The organism is Microcoleus sp. S13_B4 (assembly GCF_036700885.1).
In the GTDB taxonomy this organism is placed as follows: domain Bacteria; phylum Cyanobacteriota; class Cyanobacteriia; order Cyanobacteriales; family Microcoleaceae; genus Microcoleus.
In genome coordinates this window covers 311,216-331,526 of sequence record NZ_JAUBPU010000001.1, presented here as the reverse complement: position 1 = coordinate 331,526, position 20,311 = coordinate 311,216, and the positions used below count along the sequence as shown (strand labels likewise).

Genomic DNA, 20,311 nt, shown 5'->3' with positions numbered 1-20,311 from the left:
ACCCGATTCGGAAGCACAGGCGAGACGCCCGTGCCACGATGGACGGTTATGGATAAAAGGGCGATCGCTTTTTATTGAATCTAACTATAAGAGTGAAAACAGCTTTAGGGTGGAAAGTAGCGATAAATATCTTTCCGGTGAAGAACTCTTGGAAAAGTAACTGTTTCGCCATCAAAATAAAAACCTATTCGATAGTCGCCAACCCGAAACCGATACGCATTATCATCGCCTTTCAATTTTTTTAAGTTAACTATTGTCTGTAAATCATTAATATTGGGAATTTCGCCAAAAGCAAATTCCTTGATTTGCTGAAAAACAGGCGTACTTTTAAGAGCTTTTAAATCCTTCACAAAACTGGGCAGATATTCTACTTTCATTCTGTTTCCAGTTCTGCAAGTGCTTGCCGTAAATTTAACGGCTTTTCATTTTTTACTTCGCCCATAGCCAACAGAAGTCCTCTATCTTCGATAGCTTCTAGGAAATACTGATAGTCGGTATAATCTAGAATGACTTGACTAATGTTGCCTTCGGCATCGAAGATCAATTCTTTGGCAAGCGGATAATCTTCTATCTTCATATACTTTTTTGTTGAGATGAGTTGGGAGGGAAGGATGGTTCTATTTTAACAGCGATTTTTTTTACAAGGTTTGATGATGGTCGAGCGGGATTTATTTGAACCGAATCCATCGCACAGGCGTGACGCCCGTGCCACAATGGAGGCGGATGGATGAAACGGAACTCGCACTTACGGACTAAACCTCCTCAAAAATTGCGCCTCGCTGCTGTAAATTCACCTGCATCTCCTCATCCATTCCTGAATTGTTCCCAAACCTCGCTGACTCGACATTCGCACCGCTGAAATTAGTATTTGTTAAGTTCACTTCCAGCAGATTTGCGCCGCTCAAATTGGCACCGCTGAGGTTAGCTAAAGCTAGACTTGCTTTGTGCAAATCTGCACCGCTTAAATCGGCATTTCCTAAGAAAGCGCCGCTCAAATCTGCCCCGCCGAATTTGGCGTTTTGCAGGCTGGCGTCGCTGAAATCGGCATCGTTTAAGGTTGCACCCCGGAAATTTACCCGATCGAGATTTGCGCTGCTAAAATCCACTGCACTTAAAGTCGTTCCGCGCAAGGTGCTACCCGCGAAATCTAGTGCGGGATTGAGATTGGCGATTTTTGCCAACTCCACAAAGTTGTCGGTTTCAGCGGAAATAATGCGATCGACCATTTCCTGCAATTCCGATTCAGCTTCCGGGACAATTTCCACTTCGCGCGGTTCAACGGGAGGTAAATTGTAGGACAATAGCGCCCAACTGAGAGCAGGTTGGAGTTTATGTGTTTGCAGGTATATAGTCAGGATTCTTTCTAAAACCGAATGTTGATTTGGCGTGATTTCGTGCGGCCACAAACCCTCAGCATCTGTGAGATTAATATCTTCTTTAGAAACTTCAAAAGCCGCTGCTATCCGAAATTCTTTGGCAGCTAATTCTCCCAGCTTAACACTTTTTAGCAAACCTTTTAATACTGATTTGCCTTGTTCTACTGCAAAAATCCAAGCTGGGGTTGTATCATCGCTGATTGTGGAAACGTGACAAAATATGCTCTCTGTTTCCTTGATTTTTTCCGTATTCTCGCCGCCCTGAACTCCGCGCTGACTTTCGCTCACTAAAACTTTTGCACTGTTTTGAATGGGCAGGCTTTCTTCTATTGGCAAAAGCTGGAAAGAACCGACTAACTGACGCGATGCTACGGGTATTTCGCAGTTTTCTAGATAGAGTTTGAGCGTCCCGCCTTGCAGACCAAATTTGACGCGACCGCCGAGCAGGGGTTCCCAATGCTCGTTAAAATTCAGACTCAAGTGAATGTCGAGCTGCTGGGTTTGGGGTGCAACCGATGGAACTGGAATTGCTTCTAATTGCATCCACAAGCAATCTGGGTATTTGTTGTGAGACTCTAGCGATCGCATATCGGGTAGAATTGCTGGCACTACCAGCCGGTAATTGATATTTAAATTAGTTTATCATCTCTATTTTATCACAATACAGCTTTTTTGGGTGGGTAAAATTGTAAATTTTGTTTAATTTGATCCGCCAGTCATTGATTTTGCTGAATTTGGCTTTTTACCCAATTCCGAAATGCTTTCACTAATTCCAAATAGTCCATTGTTTCTGCTTGTTCCAAAAATCTAACAATCTCTAATATCGGTAAGCTGGGAAAGGCTAAGCTGATCTCGCCCTCAACGTATTCTCCATTTTCTAATCTGTTGATTCCGAGTCGCAGTCCATTATAAATCCAAACTTCCGGCACTCCCAGATCCGCATAAACCTGCAAGCTATTTTCCGAACGGCTGGTAATATCAATTTCCACCACTAAATCCGGCGGCGGATCTTGAGTCAGGTCGATTCTTTTTTTTCCTTTAACTGCACTAATATTCTGAATGTAAAAACATTTATCTGGTTCTGCACCGCTAAGTTCAGGACGTTTGAAAGTTGTGGAACCAAGAGGCTCAATTCTCACATTTAATTCTTCAGCTAAGGTTTGAACAAATCGACCCATTATTATTTTGAAGCGTTCGTGTTGTGGAGAAGGTAGCCTAATTTCAAGATTGCCGCGATTATATCTCAGTCGAATTTGCCGAGCGCCGATTTCGGCAAGCAAAGTTTCGTAGGTTTGCCAACTGATACCCGATAGCTGGACAATTTGTTCTGGTGGAGCGAGAGTTTGAGCGGTCATAGTGCTACTTTGGTGAAGAGTTCGTAGGCGCAAGCCGGGGCGTAGCCATCGCACTTTTGTATTATATCATCGAAGGAAGCCTAGGCGGGAAATACCAAAGACAAATCCAGAGACAACTCGGGAAAACCCGGAATTACCACCGTCTGATTTGGCAAAACAACTCGTTGCAATTGATAAATATAACTTCCGTTTTGTTTCTGATAAGGTTCGCTGTGCATTTCCAGTTCATTATCAACCAAATTAAATATCCAATAATTAGAAATCCCAGTCTCAGCATAGAGAGACAGCTTGGTTGTGCGATCGTACTTCAACGTAGAATCCGATACCTCAATTACCAACAAAATATCAGCAGGCTGCGGGTGAGAAGATAAATAACGATCGGCTCGATTGCGGGCAATAACAACATCAGGCTCTGGTTCGCTATCATCAGACAAAATAATTGGCTCTTGACCGCGCACGATCGCTCTTTTTCGCAGCAGCGGGTACAATTCTCCTAACAGTAGCGAATTACAAACAGAGTGAAACGTACTTTTAGTAGCCTTGAGGATAATTTCTCCGCGAATCAATTCAACTCGGTCATCGGGGGCGAAAAATCCCAGTTCTCCCAAACGGTGATATTCGGCGATCGAGAATCGTTTTGCAGTTACGGCAGTCATAGCTTTTCTTACCCTCTACAATTACCAACCTTTCCAATTAATTTTACTCAAAAATCCCGCCCCGTGCCATCAATTCAACCTTCAGGGCTTCCGAAATTCCCAGACAACAAAAAAACTTCGCATTGTCAACCACCGTATTTGTCAAATCAGCGCGGCTCAAATCAGCACCATTTAAATTCGCACCACTCAAATTAACACCGCTCAAATCAGCATTCTTAAAATCAGTATTTGTCAAATTTGCATTTACTAAAATAGCATTCGGTAAATAAGCACTGCTCAAATTGGCGCCGGTTAAATTTGCACCGCTCAAATTAGCCCGGGGCAGCTTTGTCCGCAAATCTGCACCGCTTAAATTGGCGCTGCTGAGTTCAGCATCCCGCAAATTAGCATTGCACAAATTAGCATCAATTAAAATAGCAGCGCTCAGCAAAGCACCGCTGAGATCGGCCAAAGTCAAATCTGCGCCTCGGAGGTTGGTTTCGCGCAAATCCGCACCGTTAAAATCAGTGTAGTGCAAGTCAAAACCGCTTAAGTTAGCCCCAGCAAAATCCTCAACTAGATTCAAACCCACTGTTTCTGTAAGTTGTAGAAAACTCTTATTTTTATCAGTTAAAAACAGTTGCCGGACGATCGCCAATTGCTGCTGTCGGTACTGGTTAGCCTTCTCGTAATCGGCTAAATACTTGTAAGCAAGCTTCAAATTCTTGAGAGCATTGCGCTCAATGCGATCGTCCTTGCTCGCGCGCGCGATCGACAACTGCTCGTGATAGCATTCGATCGCACCAGGCAAATCTCCCTTAGCATCGTAAGCTAGCGCCAAATTGCCCAAAGTTTCCAATTCAGAGCGCCCGTCGCCAGTGTCCCGCGCGATCGCCAAACGCTGCTGCTGGTAATCAATAGCACCAGAAAAATCCTCCAGAGCACAACAAGCATTGCCCAGATTTCCCAAAGCATTTGCCTCACCCCGGCGATCGCCAATTTCCCGCGCTAACACCAAATGCTGCTGGTAGCAGTCGATCGCCTGAGCATAATTTCCCAGCGCTTCGTAAGCTACGCCCATATTACCCAGCGCCGCACCCGCTCGCCGCTTATCGTCCATTGAGCGATACAGCGCCAGCGCTTCCTGCCAAGAACCCAGCGCTGCCTCAAATTGGCGTGCCTGATATTGCGAAATCCCCTGCTTGATTAGCTCGCTAGCTTGTTCGCTCATAATGTCAAAATTAGTTAATAACTAAAGCTGATATTAATCGACTCAAAGCGGTAATTGCTAATCGCTAATCAGTAATCGGGAATCGGTATCGCCAATCCCCCTCTCCCCCATCCGTATTTTCACGTCCGTGCAAAAAAAAAGACAAAAAAAAGAGAGAGCTACCTAAGTAACTCTCTCTGCCATCAGGGTGCATCTACATAACGCAATATAACACGCTCGGGATGAGGGGTGTCACCCCCAAACGTGAAGATGTTGTAAAGAAATGTAGATTAATTATAAAGTTACGAGCCAGCGAGAAGGGCGAGCTCGGGAAAAACCGATCGCCCGCCGTTGTATCCGCTACACGACCCCCTTAACGATTGCTTAGCCTGGGCCGTTAAGCTTCGTCGCCAGCAGCTCATTGGTCAATTTGGGATCGGCTCGGCCGCCCGTTTCCTTCATCACCTTGCCGACAAAAAAGCCCAGCAGCTTAGTTTTACCGGCTCGGTACTGTTCGAGCTCCTTGGGATTGGCTGCCAACACCGCATCGATCGCTCGCTCGATCGCCCCAGTATCGGAAATTTGAATCAAACCCTTGCTCTCAACGAACTTCTGAGGCGAACCACCGTTTGCCAGCAACTCCGGCAAAATATCCTTAGCGATTTTGCCACTGATCGTACCGGCCTCAATTAGCCCCAGCAGTTCGGCTAAATCCTGGGGTTGGAAAGGAATTTCCGCGATCGCCAGTTTTTCATTTTTCAGATAAGCAGTAATATCGCCCATCACCCAATTCGCAGCTTGTTTAGCCACAGCACCAGCAGCGATCGATTTTTCAAAATACTCCGCCACCGCTTTGTCGTCAGTCAGCACCCGCGCGTCGTAGGGAGAAAGACCGAGATCAGTTTCGTAGCGATTGCGCTTTTGCGCTGGCAATTCCGGCAGTTGAGCTTGCCAATCCTGCAATTGCTCGGCCGAAACTTTGATCGGAGGCAAATCCGGTTCCGGGAAATATCGATAATCGCTTGCACCTTCCTTAACCCGCATACTGAAAGTACACTGCTTGTTTTCATCCCACAGCCGGGTTTCTTGGATGATGGTTTCGCCATTTTCCACCGCTTGAATTTGCCGCTCGATCTCATAATCGATCGCCCGTTCGATCGCATTAAAAGAGTTCATATTTTTAATTTCCACCTTCGTGCCGAACTCTTCTCTGCCAACGGGGCGCACCGAAATATTCACGTCGCACCGGAGCGAACCTTCCTGCATATTCCCGTCGCCAACACCGATGTAGCGCACGATCCGGCGCAATTCTTGACCGTATTCGGCAGCTTCCGCGCCCGATCGCAAATCCGGTTCCGAAACAATTTCGATTAGAGGCACACCTGCGCGGTTGTAATCGACCATTGAATAAGTTGAACCGCTCAGCCGATCGCTGCCGCCGTGAACCAATTTTCCGGCATCTTCCTCCATGTGCAAGCGAGTGATCCCGATTTTTTTTCTAGTAGAATTTCCCGTCTCATCCACCAGTTCAATTTCTAGCCAACCGTTAGTAGCGATCGGCAAATCGAACTGAGAAATTTGATAATTTTTCGGCAAATCGGGATAGAAATATTGCTTACGGTCAAACTTACTGTAAGGTGCGATTTCGCAGTTGAGAGCCAGCCCTGCTTTCACCGCATACTCCAGCACTTTTTGATTTAATACTGGCAATACTCCAGGCATTCCCATACAAATTGGGTCAATATTAGTATTTGGGGCATTGCCAAATTCTGTAGAAGAACTGGAGAAAATTTTAGTATTCGTACTCAATTGACAATGAGTTTCGAGACCGATAATGGCTTCGTACTGAGTTTGGTTTTTTATCGAAGAGGGTGCAGCAGCAGTCATAAGCAATTTTAAAGACTGAATAAGTTTAGATTTTATTTTAGCTTTTTATTGACCAAAGTGAGTGGAGATTATTTGTAGGTAGCGGCAGTTTCATTGGTGTCAACAAGCGCGTCAAACCCTTAGTTCGGCAGGTTTAAACCCCTGCCGGACTTTGAGAAAGCGTGTTTAGTTGAGACAAATGGGGTTCTCCATACGCAATGCCCTGCTACAGATGGGCGATCGACCCAAGCCCCCAGCCACGCCGATCTCCTTTCGATCGCCCCCAAACAACAACTCTGTGCAAAAATATACTGAGCGCCTGCTCCTGCCCGCACCCTTCCCTTACCCAGGAGAGTTTTAGAGCGATCCACCACAATTGCCGATCGATCTGCACCCCAAATCCTTTGACTGGCAGTCTTTAATAACGCCGCCCGCCTCCAACGTTCGGCTCCGCGCACCAACTAAAAATTAAAAATGTATAATTTAACAGGAAATTACATATTTTTAATTTATAAGCTTTTATTTTGAATGCTAAAAGTAACACTTGCCTCAGTGTCAAAACTATGCCTGAAATTCCAGTTGAAAATGCCACACTGTTTCAGAACAGCATCACTGAGCTAGAGCAGGCGGAATTAGCCCTCGAACTCGCTTGGAACGAACTCGAAAAACAAACGGCAGAAACCATTGCTCACATTGCTAACCTCGGCTCAGCAAACACACAGGAAATTAGCGATCGCTTGGCCGGGGCGAAGCAACTTCGCCAGCAACTTCAAACTAAAATAAAACAAACCAACTCGCGGCTGGAATTTCACCTAAAAAACTCGCCCATGGCAGTTATAGAGTGGGACAGCGAATTTCGGGTAGTGCGGTGGTCGCCCATGGCAGAACAAATATTTGGCTGGAGTGCAGCAGAAGTAATCGGCAAATACTGGCACCAATTGTCAATAGTTTATCAAGAAGACTTCGAGCAAGTGTGCGCCCTCACAAATGAACTGTTACACAGCAGAGAACCGCGCCACGTTTCCCGCAACCGCAACTATACCAAAGATGGCTCGGTAATTTACTGCGAATGGTACAATTCTGCACTAATCGACGAATCAGGAAAAGTAGTTTCAATTCTCTCTTTTGGCAGAGACCTAACCGATTGCCACCGCACTCAAGAAGCACTGCAACTACGCGAACAAGCTTTCAGCACTCTAGCCGAAAATGCCACCGATATCATCGCCAGGTTTGATCGAGAATTCCGCCACCTTTACATCAACCACGCAGTAGAATCAGCAACCGGAAAACCCCCCGCAGAATTGATTGGCAAGAGCAACAGAGAATCAGGAATGCCACCACATTTGTGCAACCTGTGGGACGAGACTTTTCTGAAAGTTTTTGACACAGGCAAACAAGAAACCATAGAATTTGAATTTCCAACTTCCGAGGGCATAAAACATTACCACTGTCGAGTCATTCCCGAATTTGCTGAAGACAATTCAGTAGAAACAGTTTTATCCATCGCCCGCGACATTACAGAACTAAAACAAGTCGAATTTCAGTTGCGACAAAGCGAATTTAAATTTAGAGCAATTGTTGATTCTAGCATGATTGGCCTAATTTTTTGGGACATTGACGGCCCCATTATAGATGCCAACGCGGCTTTTTTAAACACGGTCAACTATACGCGGGAAGATCTGCTTTCAGGCAGAATTAACTGGCAAGAAATGACACCGCCCGAATACGTGCCTTTAGACATAGAAAAAGTTGCCGAACTGAGGGCGAGAAATACGGTTGTTCCCTTTGAAAAAGAATTTATACGCTCCGATGGGAGCCGCGTTCCGGTGCTGCTGGGCAGCACATTTTTAGAACGAACGCAGCAGTTAGGCGTCAGTTTTGTGCTTGACTTAAGCGAACGGAAACAGGCTGAATGGGAACTGCAAAAACATCAGCAACTTTTAGAGAGCATTGTTACAACAATACCCAACTTTCTCTACATTTACGATGCAGTACAAAACCAAAATATTTATGCAAATCAATCTGTCACAGCCATACTCGGCTACACTGCCAAAGAATGGCAAGATTTGGGTATAGATGCTGTAGCTAACTTAGTTCATCCCGAGGATAGGCTAAAGCTAATTACAGGTATGGAGCGGTTAAAACACAGCCGAAATCCATCTGAAACCGATGAGAGAGACTACAGAATCCAACACAAAAATGGGGAGTGGCGCTGGGTGCACGAGCGCTCTACCATCTTCAAAAGAACCCCAGACGGACAAATTTTACAATTTATCGGTTCCGTACTCGACATCAGCGATCGCAAACAAGCCGAAGAATCATTAAAACAGCAAAAAGAACTGCTGCAAACTATCTTCGACAACGTGCCGATTATGCTCGCATTCTTCGACCAAAACGGTCAAATAAACTGGGTAAACCGCCACTGGGAACAAGTGCTAGGCTGGAGTTTGGCAGAAATCAAAGACCGCGATATTTTGGCGGAAGTTTATCCGCAGCCAGAATATCGTCAATACGTTTTGGATGAAATCCAAGCAGCAACTCAGAACTGGAGCGATTTCAAAACAAAAGTTAGAGAGGGGCGAATTATCGACACTTCTTGGGCAAATGTTCACCTTTCCGACGGCAGTTGTATCGGTATTGGTCAAGATATCACCGAACGCAAACGAGTAGAAGCTGAACTCAAAGAACTCAACGAAACTTTAGAAGCTCAAGTCGCCCAGCGTACCGCAGAGTTAGAGACTTTTTTTGATGCTTTGCCGGACTACATTTATGTGGTAGAACGGGACAAGATGCGCCTGTCTTTTGTCAACCAATCTGTTGCCAAAACTGCTGGCTTAAATAGCAAAAAAGAGATGCAGGGCAAAACAATTTTTGAATGTTTTTCCCCCGAAATAGCCGAACAATTTGGCAGGGAAAATTGGCAGGTATTTGAAACAGGCGAAACTCTGCACTTGCAGGATAAATTTGTGATATCTGGCGACACTATTTACTACGATACTTTTAAAATCCCCCTGAGAAATCTCGACGGCGAGGTTTATGCTTTAATTGGCACTTCTCGCGATATCACTGAGTTGGTAGAGACAAAACAAGCTTTGTCAGAACGCACAGAGCAATTAGAAGCTGCAAATCAAGAATTAGAATCTTTTTCTTACTCAGTTTCCCACGACTTGCGCGCACCTTTGCGACACATTTCAGGTTTCGTAGAAGCGTTGAAGCAGCGGCTAGAATTAACTGAGGCTTTGAGCGATCGCAAAATAGTTCACTATATGGAAATAATTGAAGACAGCAGCCAAAAAATGAGCCTGTTGATTGACGGTTTGCTCGCCCTGTCGCGGGTGAGTCGCACCGAGTTGAGGCAAATTCCGATTGATCTGAGCCGTTTGGTACAAAATGCGATTAAATTGACTAAACCCCCAAGCGTCGCAGATCCGGCCCAAACTCCCCACAGCGTTGAATTTGCCGTCGGAGATTTGCCGACAATAATGGGAGATCCAACCTTGCTGCAACAGGTGTTCAGCAACTTGATTAGCAACTCCGTCAAGTTCAGCCGCGGACGCACTCCGGCTACAATAGTTATTGAGGGTTTACCTGATGGGACGATTTTTGTCAAGGATAACGGGGTGGGTTTTCCGATGGAATATGCCGATCGCCTGTTTGGAGCCTTTCAGAGGCTGCACTCCCAGAGAGAATTTGAAGGTACGGGGATCGGTTTGGCGATCGTCCAGCGGATTATTCACCGCCACGGCGGCACGGTTTGGGCCGAAAGCCTACCTAGTCAAGGAGCCACCTTTTACTTTAAACTAGGGCAAACAATCTCAAACGGTAATATAGATTAGATTAGTAAGTTAAGTGTATAAGAGTTTTAAATTTTGAATTTAAAACTCTTATACACTTAAATAAGTCACAATCGGTGAGAGCATGAGGATTTTGGTTTGACCGGAGTGTTACCTGTGAGGGATGGAAGCGACAGATCTAGGCTGGGCTGTGAAAGATGTTCGTACTCCTAAAAAACGCTCTTTTAAAAATTGGGATTATCCCCAATCGGTTCGGTCAGCCATCGACGGCCCGTGCTAAATAAAGGTCTTGTGAGTAGAGTATATAATTGATTTGGGTAAAAATAAATAAAAATATCGACATAAAATTAAGAACCAAATTCCGTCTAAAAAATTACTAGCAAAAACACGAATAACCAATTAAAAACCTCCCCAATACCTTATGTTAGATATAAATCAGACCAACTATCTACTAAAAATGGTAGCGGAATCAACATTAAAATTGTTGATTATCGAAGACATGGCCGAAGATATGGAATTAATAGTGCTCGCCTTAGAAGCGGGGGGAGTAAAATTTAATTACGACACTGCCGAAACAGCAACAGAGTGCAGAAAAATGCTCGAAAATTGCCAGTACGATGCTGTACTCTCAGATTACCGCCTCCCCGGCTTCAACGGTTTAGAAGTGTTGAAATTAATGCAGGAATTGGGCCACGACATACCATTGATTTTAATAACCGGAAGTTTGGGAGAAGAAGCGGCAGTTGAGTGCATCAAAGCCGGAATGACTGATTACGTATTAAAAGGGCGGCTGTTTAGGTTGCCAACAGTCTTAGAACGATCGCTCCAAGAATACAAAATGCGGCGCCAGCAAGAAGAAGCCATCGCTCAAATTCAGCGGCAAGCTCAGCGAGAAGCGATCGTCAACCGCATCGTCCAAGCCATGCGCTTCACCCTTGTACTCGACGAAGTGCTGCAAACCACCGCAGATCAACTGCACGAAGCTCTCGAAATCAGCGCCTGCGCCATCTTGCAGCCAGATGCTGAAGGCGGCATCAGAATTCGCTACATCAGCAAAGCATCCGGCAGAGAACGGTTCGTCGGGCTAAATTGCAAAGTGGCCGAACACTTCCGCTCCGGGCTCGTGGCTGGGGAAACCCTGATCATCGACGAGTTATCGATACTGTGCCCGTCGCTGCAAGAATCAGCAGGGTTGGTAGGGTTTCGCTCCGTCGCGATCGCCCCACTGCTCTACCAGCAGTCATTTTTGGGAGGAATTAGCCTCTATCAGTGCGATCGGGCGCGCTCTTGGAGCGTCGAAGAACTGTCGCTACTCAAAGCCATAGCCGATCAGTGCGCGATCGCGATCCACCAAGCCGAACTCTACCAACAAGCCCAAACCGAACTTGCAGAACGCAAGCGCGCCGAAGCAGCAGTCTGCGGTATCCAGCAGCAGCTAGCCACAATGGCAGCCAACATTCCCGGCTCAGTCTACCGCACTGTGCTGCATCCAGATGGCACAATGTCCATGCCCTACATCAGTCCGGGCGTGCGCGAAGTTACTGGGTTCGGGGCCGAAGAAGTGATTTCGCACCCGGAACTCTTGACCGAAATCATCCATCCAGAGGACAAAAGCTCGTGTGACAGCAGGGTAGCAGCATCGAGAGCGAGTCTTTTGCCGTGCGATCGCCAGTACCGCATCGTTCTGAGATCTGGGGAGGTCAAGTGGGTGCAAGACAGCGCTAAATTTTCCAAAAACGAAAACGGCGACGTAATTATAGACGGAGTAGCCCTGGACATCAGCGATCGCAAACAAGCAGAATCAGCTCTGCGCCAAAGCGAACAGCGATTTCGCTCGCTGATTGAAAACGCCACAGACATCACCATCATTCTCGACGCCGAAGGAATCTTCCGCTACATCAGCCCTTCCGTCAAGCGAATTTTAGGATACGCGCCCCACCAGGCGATCGGCCGCAGCGCCTTAGAAATAATTCACCCCGACGACTGCGCCACGATCACCGAAACCCTCCACAAAGCCATTGAAAACCCCAAAAGAAGCCAGTGCCCAGTTGAGTACCGAGTCCGCCACCGCAACGGTTCCTGGTGTTATGTAGAAGCTGTAGCCACCAACTTGCTGTACGATCCCGCAGTCGAGGGAATCGTGATTAACTGTCACGACATCACTCAGCGCAAACTCGCCGAAGAACAACTGCTGCACGATGCTTTTCACGACGCCCTCACCGGATTGCCCAACCGATCGCTATTTACCGATCGGCTCGAACACGCTCTGAGGATGGCCAAACGGCGCAAAGACTACTTGTTTGCCGTGCTGTTTCTCGATTTAGATAGATTTAAAGTAGTCAACGATTCCCTCGGCCACGCCATCGGCGATCAATTGCTAGTATCGATCGCGCGGCGTCTGGAAGCTTGTCTGAGGGTTGGAGATACAGTGGCCCGCCTTGGAGGAGACGAGTTTGTGCTGTTGTTAGAAGACATCGAAGGCATCAATGAAGCTACCACCATTGTCAACCGCCTGCAAAAGAAAATCACCTCCCCTATCCTTCTAGACGGACACGAAGTATTTATCACCGCCAGCATCGGCATAGCTTTGAGTTCTGGCGAATACCTGGAACCGACAACCCTGCTGCGCGACGCCGACACAGCAATGTACCGCGCCAAAGAACTCGGCAGAGCCCGACACGAAGTTTTCAACAGTTCCATGCACGCCCACGCTTTGCGGCTATTGCAGCTAGAAAACGACCTGCGGCGGGCGATCGAATCAATTAGAGAGCCGGCCAGAGAAGAAGACTTTCCCTCATCCCCCGCATCAACCTTACCTCCTTTATCCGCAGCGCCCCAGTTTATTATTCACTACCAGCCGATCGTGTCGATCGCCAATAACACAATTACCAGTTTTGAGGCTCTAGTGCGCTGGCAGCATCCCGAACGCGGCTTAGTTTCCCCCGGCGAATTCATCACCATCGCCGAAGAAACCGGCTTGATCGTACTCCTGGGCCGCTGGGTACTTCGCACAGCTTGCCACCAAATCCGCCAGTGGCAGCAGCTATTTCCCAGCAACCCCCCATTGAGCGTTAGCGTCAACATTTCTGTCAAACAGTTTTCTCAACCAGATTTAATCGAATACATCGACCAAGTTCTCGCAGAAACTCACCTCGACGGCAGCAGTTTAAAATTAGAAATTACCGAAAGCGTACTCATAGAAAATTCTGAATCAGTAACAGCAATGCTAGTGCAGCTCAGAACCCGAAACATACATTTGTGCATTGACGACTTCGGCACCGGCTATTCATCGCTTTCCTACCTGCACCGCTTCCCCACCAATACCTTAAAAATAGACCGCTCTTTTGTTAGCAGGATGGGAGGTGAGTTCGATTTCAGTAAAGGAGGCATTGACCCGACCGAAATTGTGCGGTCGATCGTTACTTTGTCCCACAATTTAGGCATGGATGTAGTAGCCGAAGGAGTCGAAGAAGCCTCGCAACTATCTATACTCAAAGGGTTAAAATGTGAGTACGCCCAGGGATTCTTTTTCTCAAAGCCAGTAGACTCTCAAACAGCAGCAACCCTAATCCGACAGCAAGCAGAAAATCAGAATTTGCTGACATTTAGTTTGTTAGAGAAAGGCCATTAAAAAAACACGGCATTTTGTGAGTCCCGTTTCAGCATAAAATCTTAAAATATTTTAAAGCTGTGCCTAACTGGCGTCAGTTAATAACTACGGCATCCAAATCACTGTCAACGACCCAGGTCTCAAGACACGCTTGCTTCGGGCCTAAAACTTAAACCCGAGTTGACCAGAGGCGTACCTGCGTACTACGTTAACGGTAAGAGTTAAAGGCCTACCAGGGAAGGCTCTCGCTAGTTCCTTGCCAAGCGAAATTTAGGATTAAACAGACTTATTGGGTTAAATCAGTTTCCTAGATATAGTACCGGCCCTTAACGAAGGCGCAAGCTAACATTACCCCTCTCATAGAGGCTCATAAAGGAGCGAACATTATGCGATCGCCGATTGCGAGGTTGGAAGTGGTAATTGTCCCACTGAAAGTACATTACAAAAGTACACTCCCATCTAGCAATCCCCGTGTAATGGAAAGATTCACGGCGGTTGAAACCGCCTAGCCGTTTCCCTCTCAGGTCTAAAGACACGCTCGTTTCCCACTTACCGAATTTTTTTATGACTATTGGCTACCTCGCACTCGTTCTCCACGCCCACTTGCCTTTTGTCCGCCACCCCGAAAGCGACTACGTTTTAGAAGAAGAATGGCTGTTTGAGGCGATCGCGGAAACATACATTCCCCTGCTGCAAGTTTTTGAAGGGCTCAAGCGCGACGGCATAGACTTTAAAATTACCATGAGCATGACGCCGCCCTTGGTTGCCATGCTGCGCGACCCCTTGCTGCAAGACCGCTTCGACGACCACTTGGCTAAACTCGAAGAATTAGCGGATCTCGAAATCGAACACAACAGCGGCAATGGTCACCTCCGCTATTTAGCAGAACATTACGCCGCCCACTTCTCTCAAGTCCGCAACTTTTGGGAAAAGTACGATCGAGATTTAGTAAAAGCCTTCAAAGAACACCAAGACACCAACAACCTCGAAATCATCACCTGCGGTGCCACCCACGGCTATTTACCGCTGATGAAAATGTACCCCGAAGCAGTTTGGGCACAAATTCAAGTAGCTTGCGACAATTACGAAGCAAACTTCGGCCGCCGACCAAAAGGCATTTGGCTACCCGAATGCGCCTACTATGAAGGCTTAGAGCGGATGTTAGCCGACGCAGGCCTCCGCTACTTTCTCACAGACGGTCACGGCATCCTCTACGCCCGCCCGCGTCCCCGCTACGGCAGCTACGCCCCGATTTTCACCGAATGCGGAGTCGCAGCCTTCGGCCGGGATCACGAATCCTCGCAGCAGGTTTGGTCTTCCGAAGTCGGCTATCCAGGCGCGGCCGAATACCGCGAATTCTACAAAGATTTGGGCTGGGAAGCTGACTACGATTACATTAAGCCCTACATCATGCCCAACGGCCAGCGGAAAAATACCGGGATTAAATATCACAAAATCACCGGTCGCGGATTGGGTTTAGGCGATAAACAGTTGTACGATCCTTACTGGGCAAGGGAAAAAGCAGCCGAACACGCCAGCAACTTTGCTTTCAACCGGGAACGCCAAGTCGAACACCTCAACGGCATTATGCAGCGTCCGCCGATTATTGTTTCACCTTACGACGCCGAACTTTTCGGTCACTGGTGGTACGAAGGGCCTTGGTTCTTAGATTACCTGTTCCGCAAGAGTTGGTACGACCAAAATACCTACGAGATGACGCACTTAGCCGATTATTTGCGGGGAAATCCGAATCAGCAAGTTTGCCGTCCTTCTCAGTCTAGCTGGGGTTTCCGGGGTTTCCACGAGTATTGGCTCAACGATACCAATGCTTGGATTTACCCGCACTTGCACAAAGCAGCGGAACGGATGATTGAGTTGGGAAGCATGGAACCTGCGGATGAGTTGCAGTGGCGCGCTTTGAACCAGGCGGCGCGGGAAGTGCTGCTAGCTCAATCTTCTGACTGGGCATTTATCATGCGTACAGGAACGATGGTGCCCTATGCAGTGCGACGGACTCGATCGCACTTAATGCGCTTTCACAAGCTGTACGATGAAGTGAAAGAAGGCAAAGTCGATTCCGGCTGGTTGGAGAAGGTTGAGGAGATTGATAATATTTTCCCTGAAATCAACTATCGCGTTTATCGATCGCTTTAAGTCTCGTTTCCCCTTTGATCCTGTCCCCCCAGCCCTGCTTAAGGGAGGGACAGGATGTTAATTAAAATTAGGCGTTGCTGAATCAAGGTATGATAAACTTATAATGCGATCGCGGACGCAGAGAATGATTGCTTTGATTTTGATACGGAATTGGAACATCTACAAATTTTAGATAGTGAATTAGTAATTGAATTGAATATCTTAGAAAGTTGCTGTCTAATTTACAATAACAAGACTTTTTCGTTTTATACGCGCTATCCGGGTGCCTTAATTTTATATTTTTACCCTCAACTGTTATCCTATAGCAATCCTTGCAGGAGTTATAAATTTTAGGATTGCTATATTTGTCAAATGTTTATAATATTAAGACCTGTAACCTATTAGTATTTCCAATCAATCAAGCGATTGTTGGTGTCAAAATATCAATCATTAAGAATAATTGCCAAAAGATAATGGCTTAAGATGGACTGAAATTAATAATTGTAATTTTTTTAAAATGTTGTTAGAGAAGTTAATTATGTTAGAAAAACAACTTAACTAAGGGGTCTAAATAATTTAAAATTATAGTGAAAAGAGCAGCCAGTACAGCAGTTAACTTCACAAAAGCTTTACAATAGGATGAAATCTAAGTATTTCAACGGCAAAAAATGGGTATAAACATGGAACGATATTTGCACGTACTGAAATTGTTCTGGGGTGCGGCGATCGCAGCGGAACTAGAATACCGAATCAACTTTGTCCTCGCGGCCCTCAGCAGCCTCGGAAATCTTGCGGGCAGCTTGTTTGGGCTATTTTTGTTCTATCGTACTGGCTACACCTTTTCAGGCTATTCATGGGAAGAGGCTTTAGTTGTACTCGGTATTTTCACGATTTTGCAGGGGTTTTCGTCAACGTTTCTAGCACCTAATCTCAGCCGCATTGTCGATCGAGTGCAGCAAGGTACTCTCGATTTCGTACTCCTCAAACCCATCAGTTCCCAATTCTGGCTATCTGCAAACACAGTTTCGCCTTGGGGAATCCCAGATTTAATCTTCGGCACCGTATTGCTGCTGTATGCTGCCAACAAATTGGGAGTAGCAATCGGCAACTATTTTTTAACAGCAATACCGCTGTTATTCGGAACTATTACTCTTTACAGTATATGGTTTATGTTAGGGGCCACCAGCATTTGGTTTGTCAAAATTTACAATGTTACCGAAGTCCTCAAAGGATTGTTAGAAGCGGGTAGATTTCCAATGGCAGCTTATCCTGCAGCTTATCGATTTTTCTTCACTTTCGTAGTTCCCGTTGCCTTCTTGACGACTGTGCCGGCAGAAGCCATGCTGGGGAGAGGTGAAATCGTTTGGATCGCAGGGGCGGGAATATTGGCGATCGGACTTTTGTTAGCTTCCCGCTACTTCTGGCAATTTGCACTCCGCTTTTACACCAGCGCTTCCAGCTAGTTAAGTAGCTAGGTACACATAAACATCGCGTAGGGAGAGGGCGGGTGCGTGAAACGATTAACTCGCTTCTACAAAAGTTCCTTGCCTTACCAGCTATTACAAATCTCTACAAAATATTTTTTTCCTATTTACTTATATACTTTAAAAAAATGTAAAATTTAAACATATCCTTATCTCGTTCAAATCTCAACAGTAAATAAACCACGCAAACGAAGGGAAACCAATGAAAAGAAAAAAACTGGGTAATAGTAATTTTACTATCAGCGCGATCGGTCTGGGATGTATGCCCATGTCCTTAAGCGGCCGGCCGCCAGAATCGCAATCAATTGCGGTAATTCACCGCGCCCTGGATTTGGGTGTCACCCTAATTGACACCGCAGATTCCTACTGCCAAGATCAATCCGACAAACACCACAACGAGCACCTGATTGCCAAAGCTTTGCAACAGTACAGCGGAGATGTTAGGGCCGTTACTGTCGCCACTAAAGGCGGCTTAATGCGGCCTCAAGGTGCATGGACGCGCAACGGCAACCCCCACCATTTACGCAAGACAATTCGGGAAAGTTTTGAAGCATTGGGCGGCAAGGAACCGATCGACCTTTGGCAATATCACTCGCCCGATCCCGCTTATACCATTGAAGCAGCCCTAGCACCTGCAAAAGAAGCCGTAGAAGCAGGAATGATTCGATTTATTGGAGTGTCCAACTTTTCTGTAGAGCAGATAAAACGTGCCCGCGATACAGTAGAAGTTGTCTCCGTGCAGAATCAGTACAATCCGTGGCACAGACAGCCGGAATCAGACGGGGTTCTGGAATATTGCGAAAGCGAAAAACTGACATTTTTTCCTTGGAGCCCTTTAGGAGGAAGCCGCCGCGCCACAAGCTTGCAAGATATGCCCGCGATCGCAAAATTAGCCGAAGAAAAAAACGTTTCAGTTTACTGTATAGTATTAGCTTGGTTGATGGCTCAATCGCCCTGCATCGTTCCGATTCCCGGTGCGACCAAAGTATCGAGTATTGAGGACTCTGTGCGGGCGCTCGAAGTTAAATTGACTGACGAGGAATTGCAACAAATTGCAGTAAGTTAAGTAAATAAGGGCAAAAAAAATAGAACAGGCTTTCCGGCCTGTTCCACAAAGAGAACTTTATTGTGGGGTGGGTTGGAAAACCCGCCCCTTAAAGTGGGGGTTAAGGAGTAAAATTGATATTTTTTGAGGGATTGAATTTAATGGAAGCTAATCAAGTGAATGCCGATCAAGACGTAGCAATTGAACATCAAAACGTACCTGTCGCCCATGAAGGATTGCACAACTTTTTATACAGTTCCGACTCCGAACACAGCGCCGCCGCAGCTATTTCTCACTTAGAAAATGACGGCACGCAAGTAATGTCGATCGATACATGGCGCGATTTGGCAAGTAACGCGAAAGTCGCCGGCGTTTACGCTGTAATGGACACTTCCCGGAACACTCAGTATATAGGTTATTCACGAAATATCCTGCTTTCAATCAACGGTCACATCGCCCAAAACGGCGTCAAAAATTGTGCTTTCCTGCGCGTGCAAACTTTCAAATTCCCGAAGCGGGAAGAAATGGAAAGTTTGCGGGATGCTTGGATAGAAGAAATTGGCAGCATCCCGCCTGGAAACGGTGCTGACAGCGAAATGTGGGCGGCTACGGTAGGCCAAGCAGCGCGATCTGCAATGTCTGCTGAGGAACAAAAAGCTTATGAGGAAAAGAAACTTAAATTGCGGAAAGCAATGGCAGATTCCACTCTTACCAAAGAGTTAGAAACCGCAGTCCCAAGTGACGGCGAACGCGCTAAGGATTTGGAAGCTGCTGTTAACAATGATGACTGGAGTGCCGTGATTCAATCGCAAACCCAGGAAACAAAGTCCGGCGAATAAAATGCGCTGCTACATAAACTTTCGTCCACTATAAATGGGGGCGGGTTTATGTAGATCTTTGGTTTAAATTAAAGAGGGTTGGTGAACAAAGCCATACTAATTAATGACTAATTTTGCGTTCAGTCACTAAAGTCAAACTTACCCATTCACCCCGCTCATTGTAACTGCGAATCATCCGAAACCGCAAGTCAGGTTCTACCAACCAACCAGCCTCGAAAAATATAGGTTTTCTGGATTCAATCTTGACAGGTAAAGTGCAAGAACCGCCGTCAGGAAGCAGAATAACTTGCACGGGCGAAGTACCTTCGTTAAAGTGCAGAACTGAACCGTCAATGCTGGCGCTAGAAGTGATAACACTAGCATTACTGCCAAAAGTGATTTTGTGCACTAGGCGATCGGCTCCATCCAAATGCAATTGTAAATTGGTAGAATAGGTATCAGGAGAACGCGAATCAGGATACATTGTCACGGCCTCGCCCTGCCACTCTCCCAGCAACTCGTCAACAGTTAAAGGCGGACGTTCGGGGACATTTTTATCAAGCTGCTTTTCCCGAATTAAGATAAGTTTTGATAAATTGCCGTCGGTATTGTATGTCAGAGGGAAGCGCAACCGACGATAATTGTAGATAAAACCAAACTCGGCACCGCACTCAGAATAAGGCGCTAGTTGAATAGTACCTTGACAAAAAGCTCCATTCTCAAAAAATAGGATATCTCGTCCCAAACTTTGATATTCTCGAACAAGTTCGCTGACTTCCGGTTCGCCGACACCGCTAGGATTTGGGGAAAAGCGACGCAGTTTCAATCGCACTGTTTTGTTGTCATTGAAACCTTCGAGAGAAATAATGCTAGGAGTATCTTGAAGTACCTCTCCTCGCGGCGATAACTGGGTAAAAGAACCGTGCCATTCTCCCAAGTTTTGCAAAAAGTTTTCCCACTGCGCTACCATATTCTTACCTGTGGA

At 46.4% G+C, this 20,311-nt stretch carries 14 protein-coding genes; 6 read left to right on the top strand and 8 right to left on the bottom strand.

Going from position 1 to position 20,311, the window contains the following annotated elements:
- Nucleotides 1-104 precede the first annotated feature (104 nt).
- The 7 genes from QT994_RS01345 to gatB all read right to left on the bottom strand — a co-directional run bounded on the left by QT994_RS01345 (nucleotide 105) and on the right by gatB (nucleotide 6,463).
- The gene (locus QT994_RS01345; protein WP_333171095.1) at nucleotides 105-377 is read right to left on the bottom strand and encodes a type II toxin-antitoxin system RelE/ParE family toxin; all 273 of its coding nucleotides are present in this window, start codon (nucleotides 375-377) and stop codon (nucleotides 105-107) included.
- The gene (locus QT994_RS01340) at nucleotides 374-577 is read right to left on the bottom strand and encodes a hypothetical protein (RefSeq protein WP_333046636.1); all 204 of its coding nucleotides are present in this window, start codon (nucleotides 575-577) and stop codon (nucleotides 374-376) included. The genes QT994_RS01345 and QT994_RS01340 overlap by 4 nt, the downstream gene beginning before the upstream one ends.
- Before the next feature lie 175 nt (nucleotides 578-752).
- A complete protein-coding gene (locus QT994_RS01335) occupies nucleotides 753-1,985 on the bottom strand; it encodes a pentapeptide repeat-containing protein (protein WP_333171093.1) in 1,233 nt (410 codons plus the stop codon).
- Nucleotides 1,986-2,092: 107 nt separating this feature from the next.
- A complete protein-coding gene (locus tag QT994_RS01330; RefSeq protein ID WP_333171091.1) occupies nucleotides 2,093-2,731 on the bottom strand; it encodes a Uma2 family endonuclease in 639 nt (212 codons plus the stop codon).
- Between the two features lie 80 nt (nucleotides 2,732-2,811).
- On the bottom strand, nucleotides 2,812-3,387 hold the full coding sequence (locus tag QT994_RS01325) for a Uma2 family endonuclease (protein ID WP_333171089.1): 576 nt from the start codon (nucleotides 3,385-3,387) through the stop codon (nucleotides 2,812-2,814).
- Between the two features lie 43 nt (nucleotides 3,388-3,430).
- Nucleotides 3,431-4,597 (bottom strand): pentapeptide repeat-containing protein, encoded by a 1,167-nt coding sequence (locus tag QT994_RS01320; protein ID WP_333171087.1) that lies wholly within the window; start codon nucleotides 4,595-4,597, stop codon nucleotides 3,431-3,433.
- Nucleotides 4,598-4,960: 363 nt separating this feature from the next.
- Nucleotides 4,961-6,463 (bottom strand): Asp-tRNA(Asn)/Glu-tRNA(Gln) amidotransferase subunit GatB, encoded by a 1,503-nt coding sequence (gene gatB, locus QT994_RS01315; protein ID WP_333171085.1) that lies wholly within the window; start codon nucleotides 6,461-6,463, stop codon nucleotides 4,961-4,963.
- Between the two features lie 542 nt (nucleotides 6,464-7,005).
- Here gatB and QT994_RS01310 point away from each other — a divergent pair.
- The 6 genes from QT994_RS01310 to QT994_RS01285 all read left to right on the top strand — a co-directional run bounded on the left by QT994_RS01310 (nucleotide 7,006) and on the right by QT994_RS01285 (nucleotide 19,347).
- The gene (locus QT994_RS01310; RefSeq protein WP_333171083.1) at nucleotides 7,006-10,278 is read left to right on the top strand and encodes a PAS domain S-box protein; all 3,273 of its coding nucleotides are present in this window, start codon (nucleotides 7,006-7,008) and stop codon (nucleotides 10,276-10,278) included.
- A gap of 379 nt (nucleotides 10,279-10,657) precedes the next feature.
- Nucleotides 10,658-13,867: an EAL domain-containing protein gene (locus QT994_RS01305; protein ID WP_333171081.1), complete on the top strand. Its 3,210-nt coding sequence runs from the start codon at nucleotides 10,658-10,660 to the stop codon at nucleotides 13,865-13,867.
- 543 nt (nucleotides 13,868-14,410) lie between these two features.
- Nucleotides 14,411-16,000 (top strand): glycoside hydrolase family 57 protein, encoded by a 1,590-nt coding sequence (locus QT994_RS01300; RefSeq protein WP_333046626.1) that lies wholly within the window; start codon nucleotides 14,411-14,413, stop codon nucleotides 15,998-16,000.
- A 647-nt stretch (nucleotides 16,001-16,647) separates the two neighbouring features.
- The gene (locus tag QT994_RS01295; RefSeq protein WP_445243854.1) at nucleotides 16,648-17,442 is read left to right on the top strand and encodes an ABC transporter permease; all 795 of its coding nucleotides are present in this window, start codon (nucleotides 16,648-16,650) and stop codon (nucleotides 17,440-17,442) included.
- Nucleotides 17,443-17,665: 223 nt separating this feature from the next.
- Nucleotides 17,666-18,529, top strand: coding sequence for an aldo/keto reductase (locus QT994_RS01290; RefSeq protein WP_333171079.1), 864 nt, complete (start codon nucleotides 17,666-17,668; stop codon nucleotides 18,527-18,529).
- Between the two features lie 140 nt (nucleotides 18,530-18,669).
- Nucleotides 18,670-19,347 (top strand): GIY-YIG nuclease family protein, encoded by a 678-nt coding sequence (locus tag QT994_RS01285; protein WP_333171077.1) that lies wholly within the window; start codon nucleotides 18,670-18,672, stop codon nucleotides 19,345-19,347.
- A gap of 100 nt (nucleotides 19,348-19,447) precedes the next feature.
- Here the strand turns inward: QT994_RS01285 and QT994_RS01280 are convergent, their stop codons facing one another.
- Nucleotides 19,448-20,296: a DUF3598 family protein gene (locus QT994_RS01280; protein WP_333148708.1), complete on the bottom strand. Its 849-nt coding sequence runs from the start codon at nucleotides 20,294-20,296 to the stop codon at nucleotides 19,448-19,450.
- Nucleotides 20,297-20,311 lie beyond the last annotated feature (15 nt).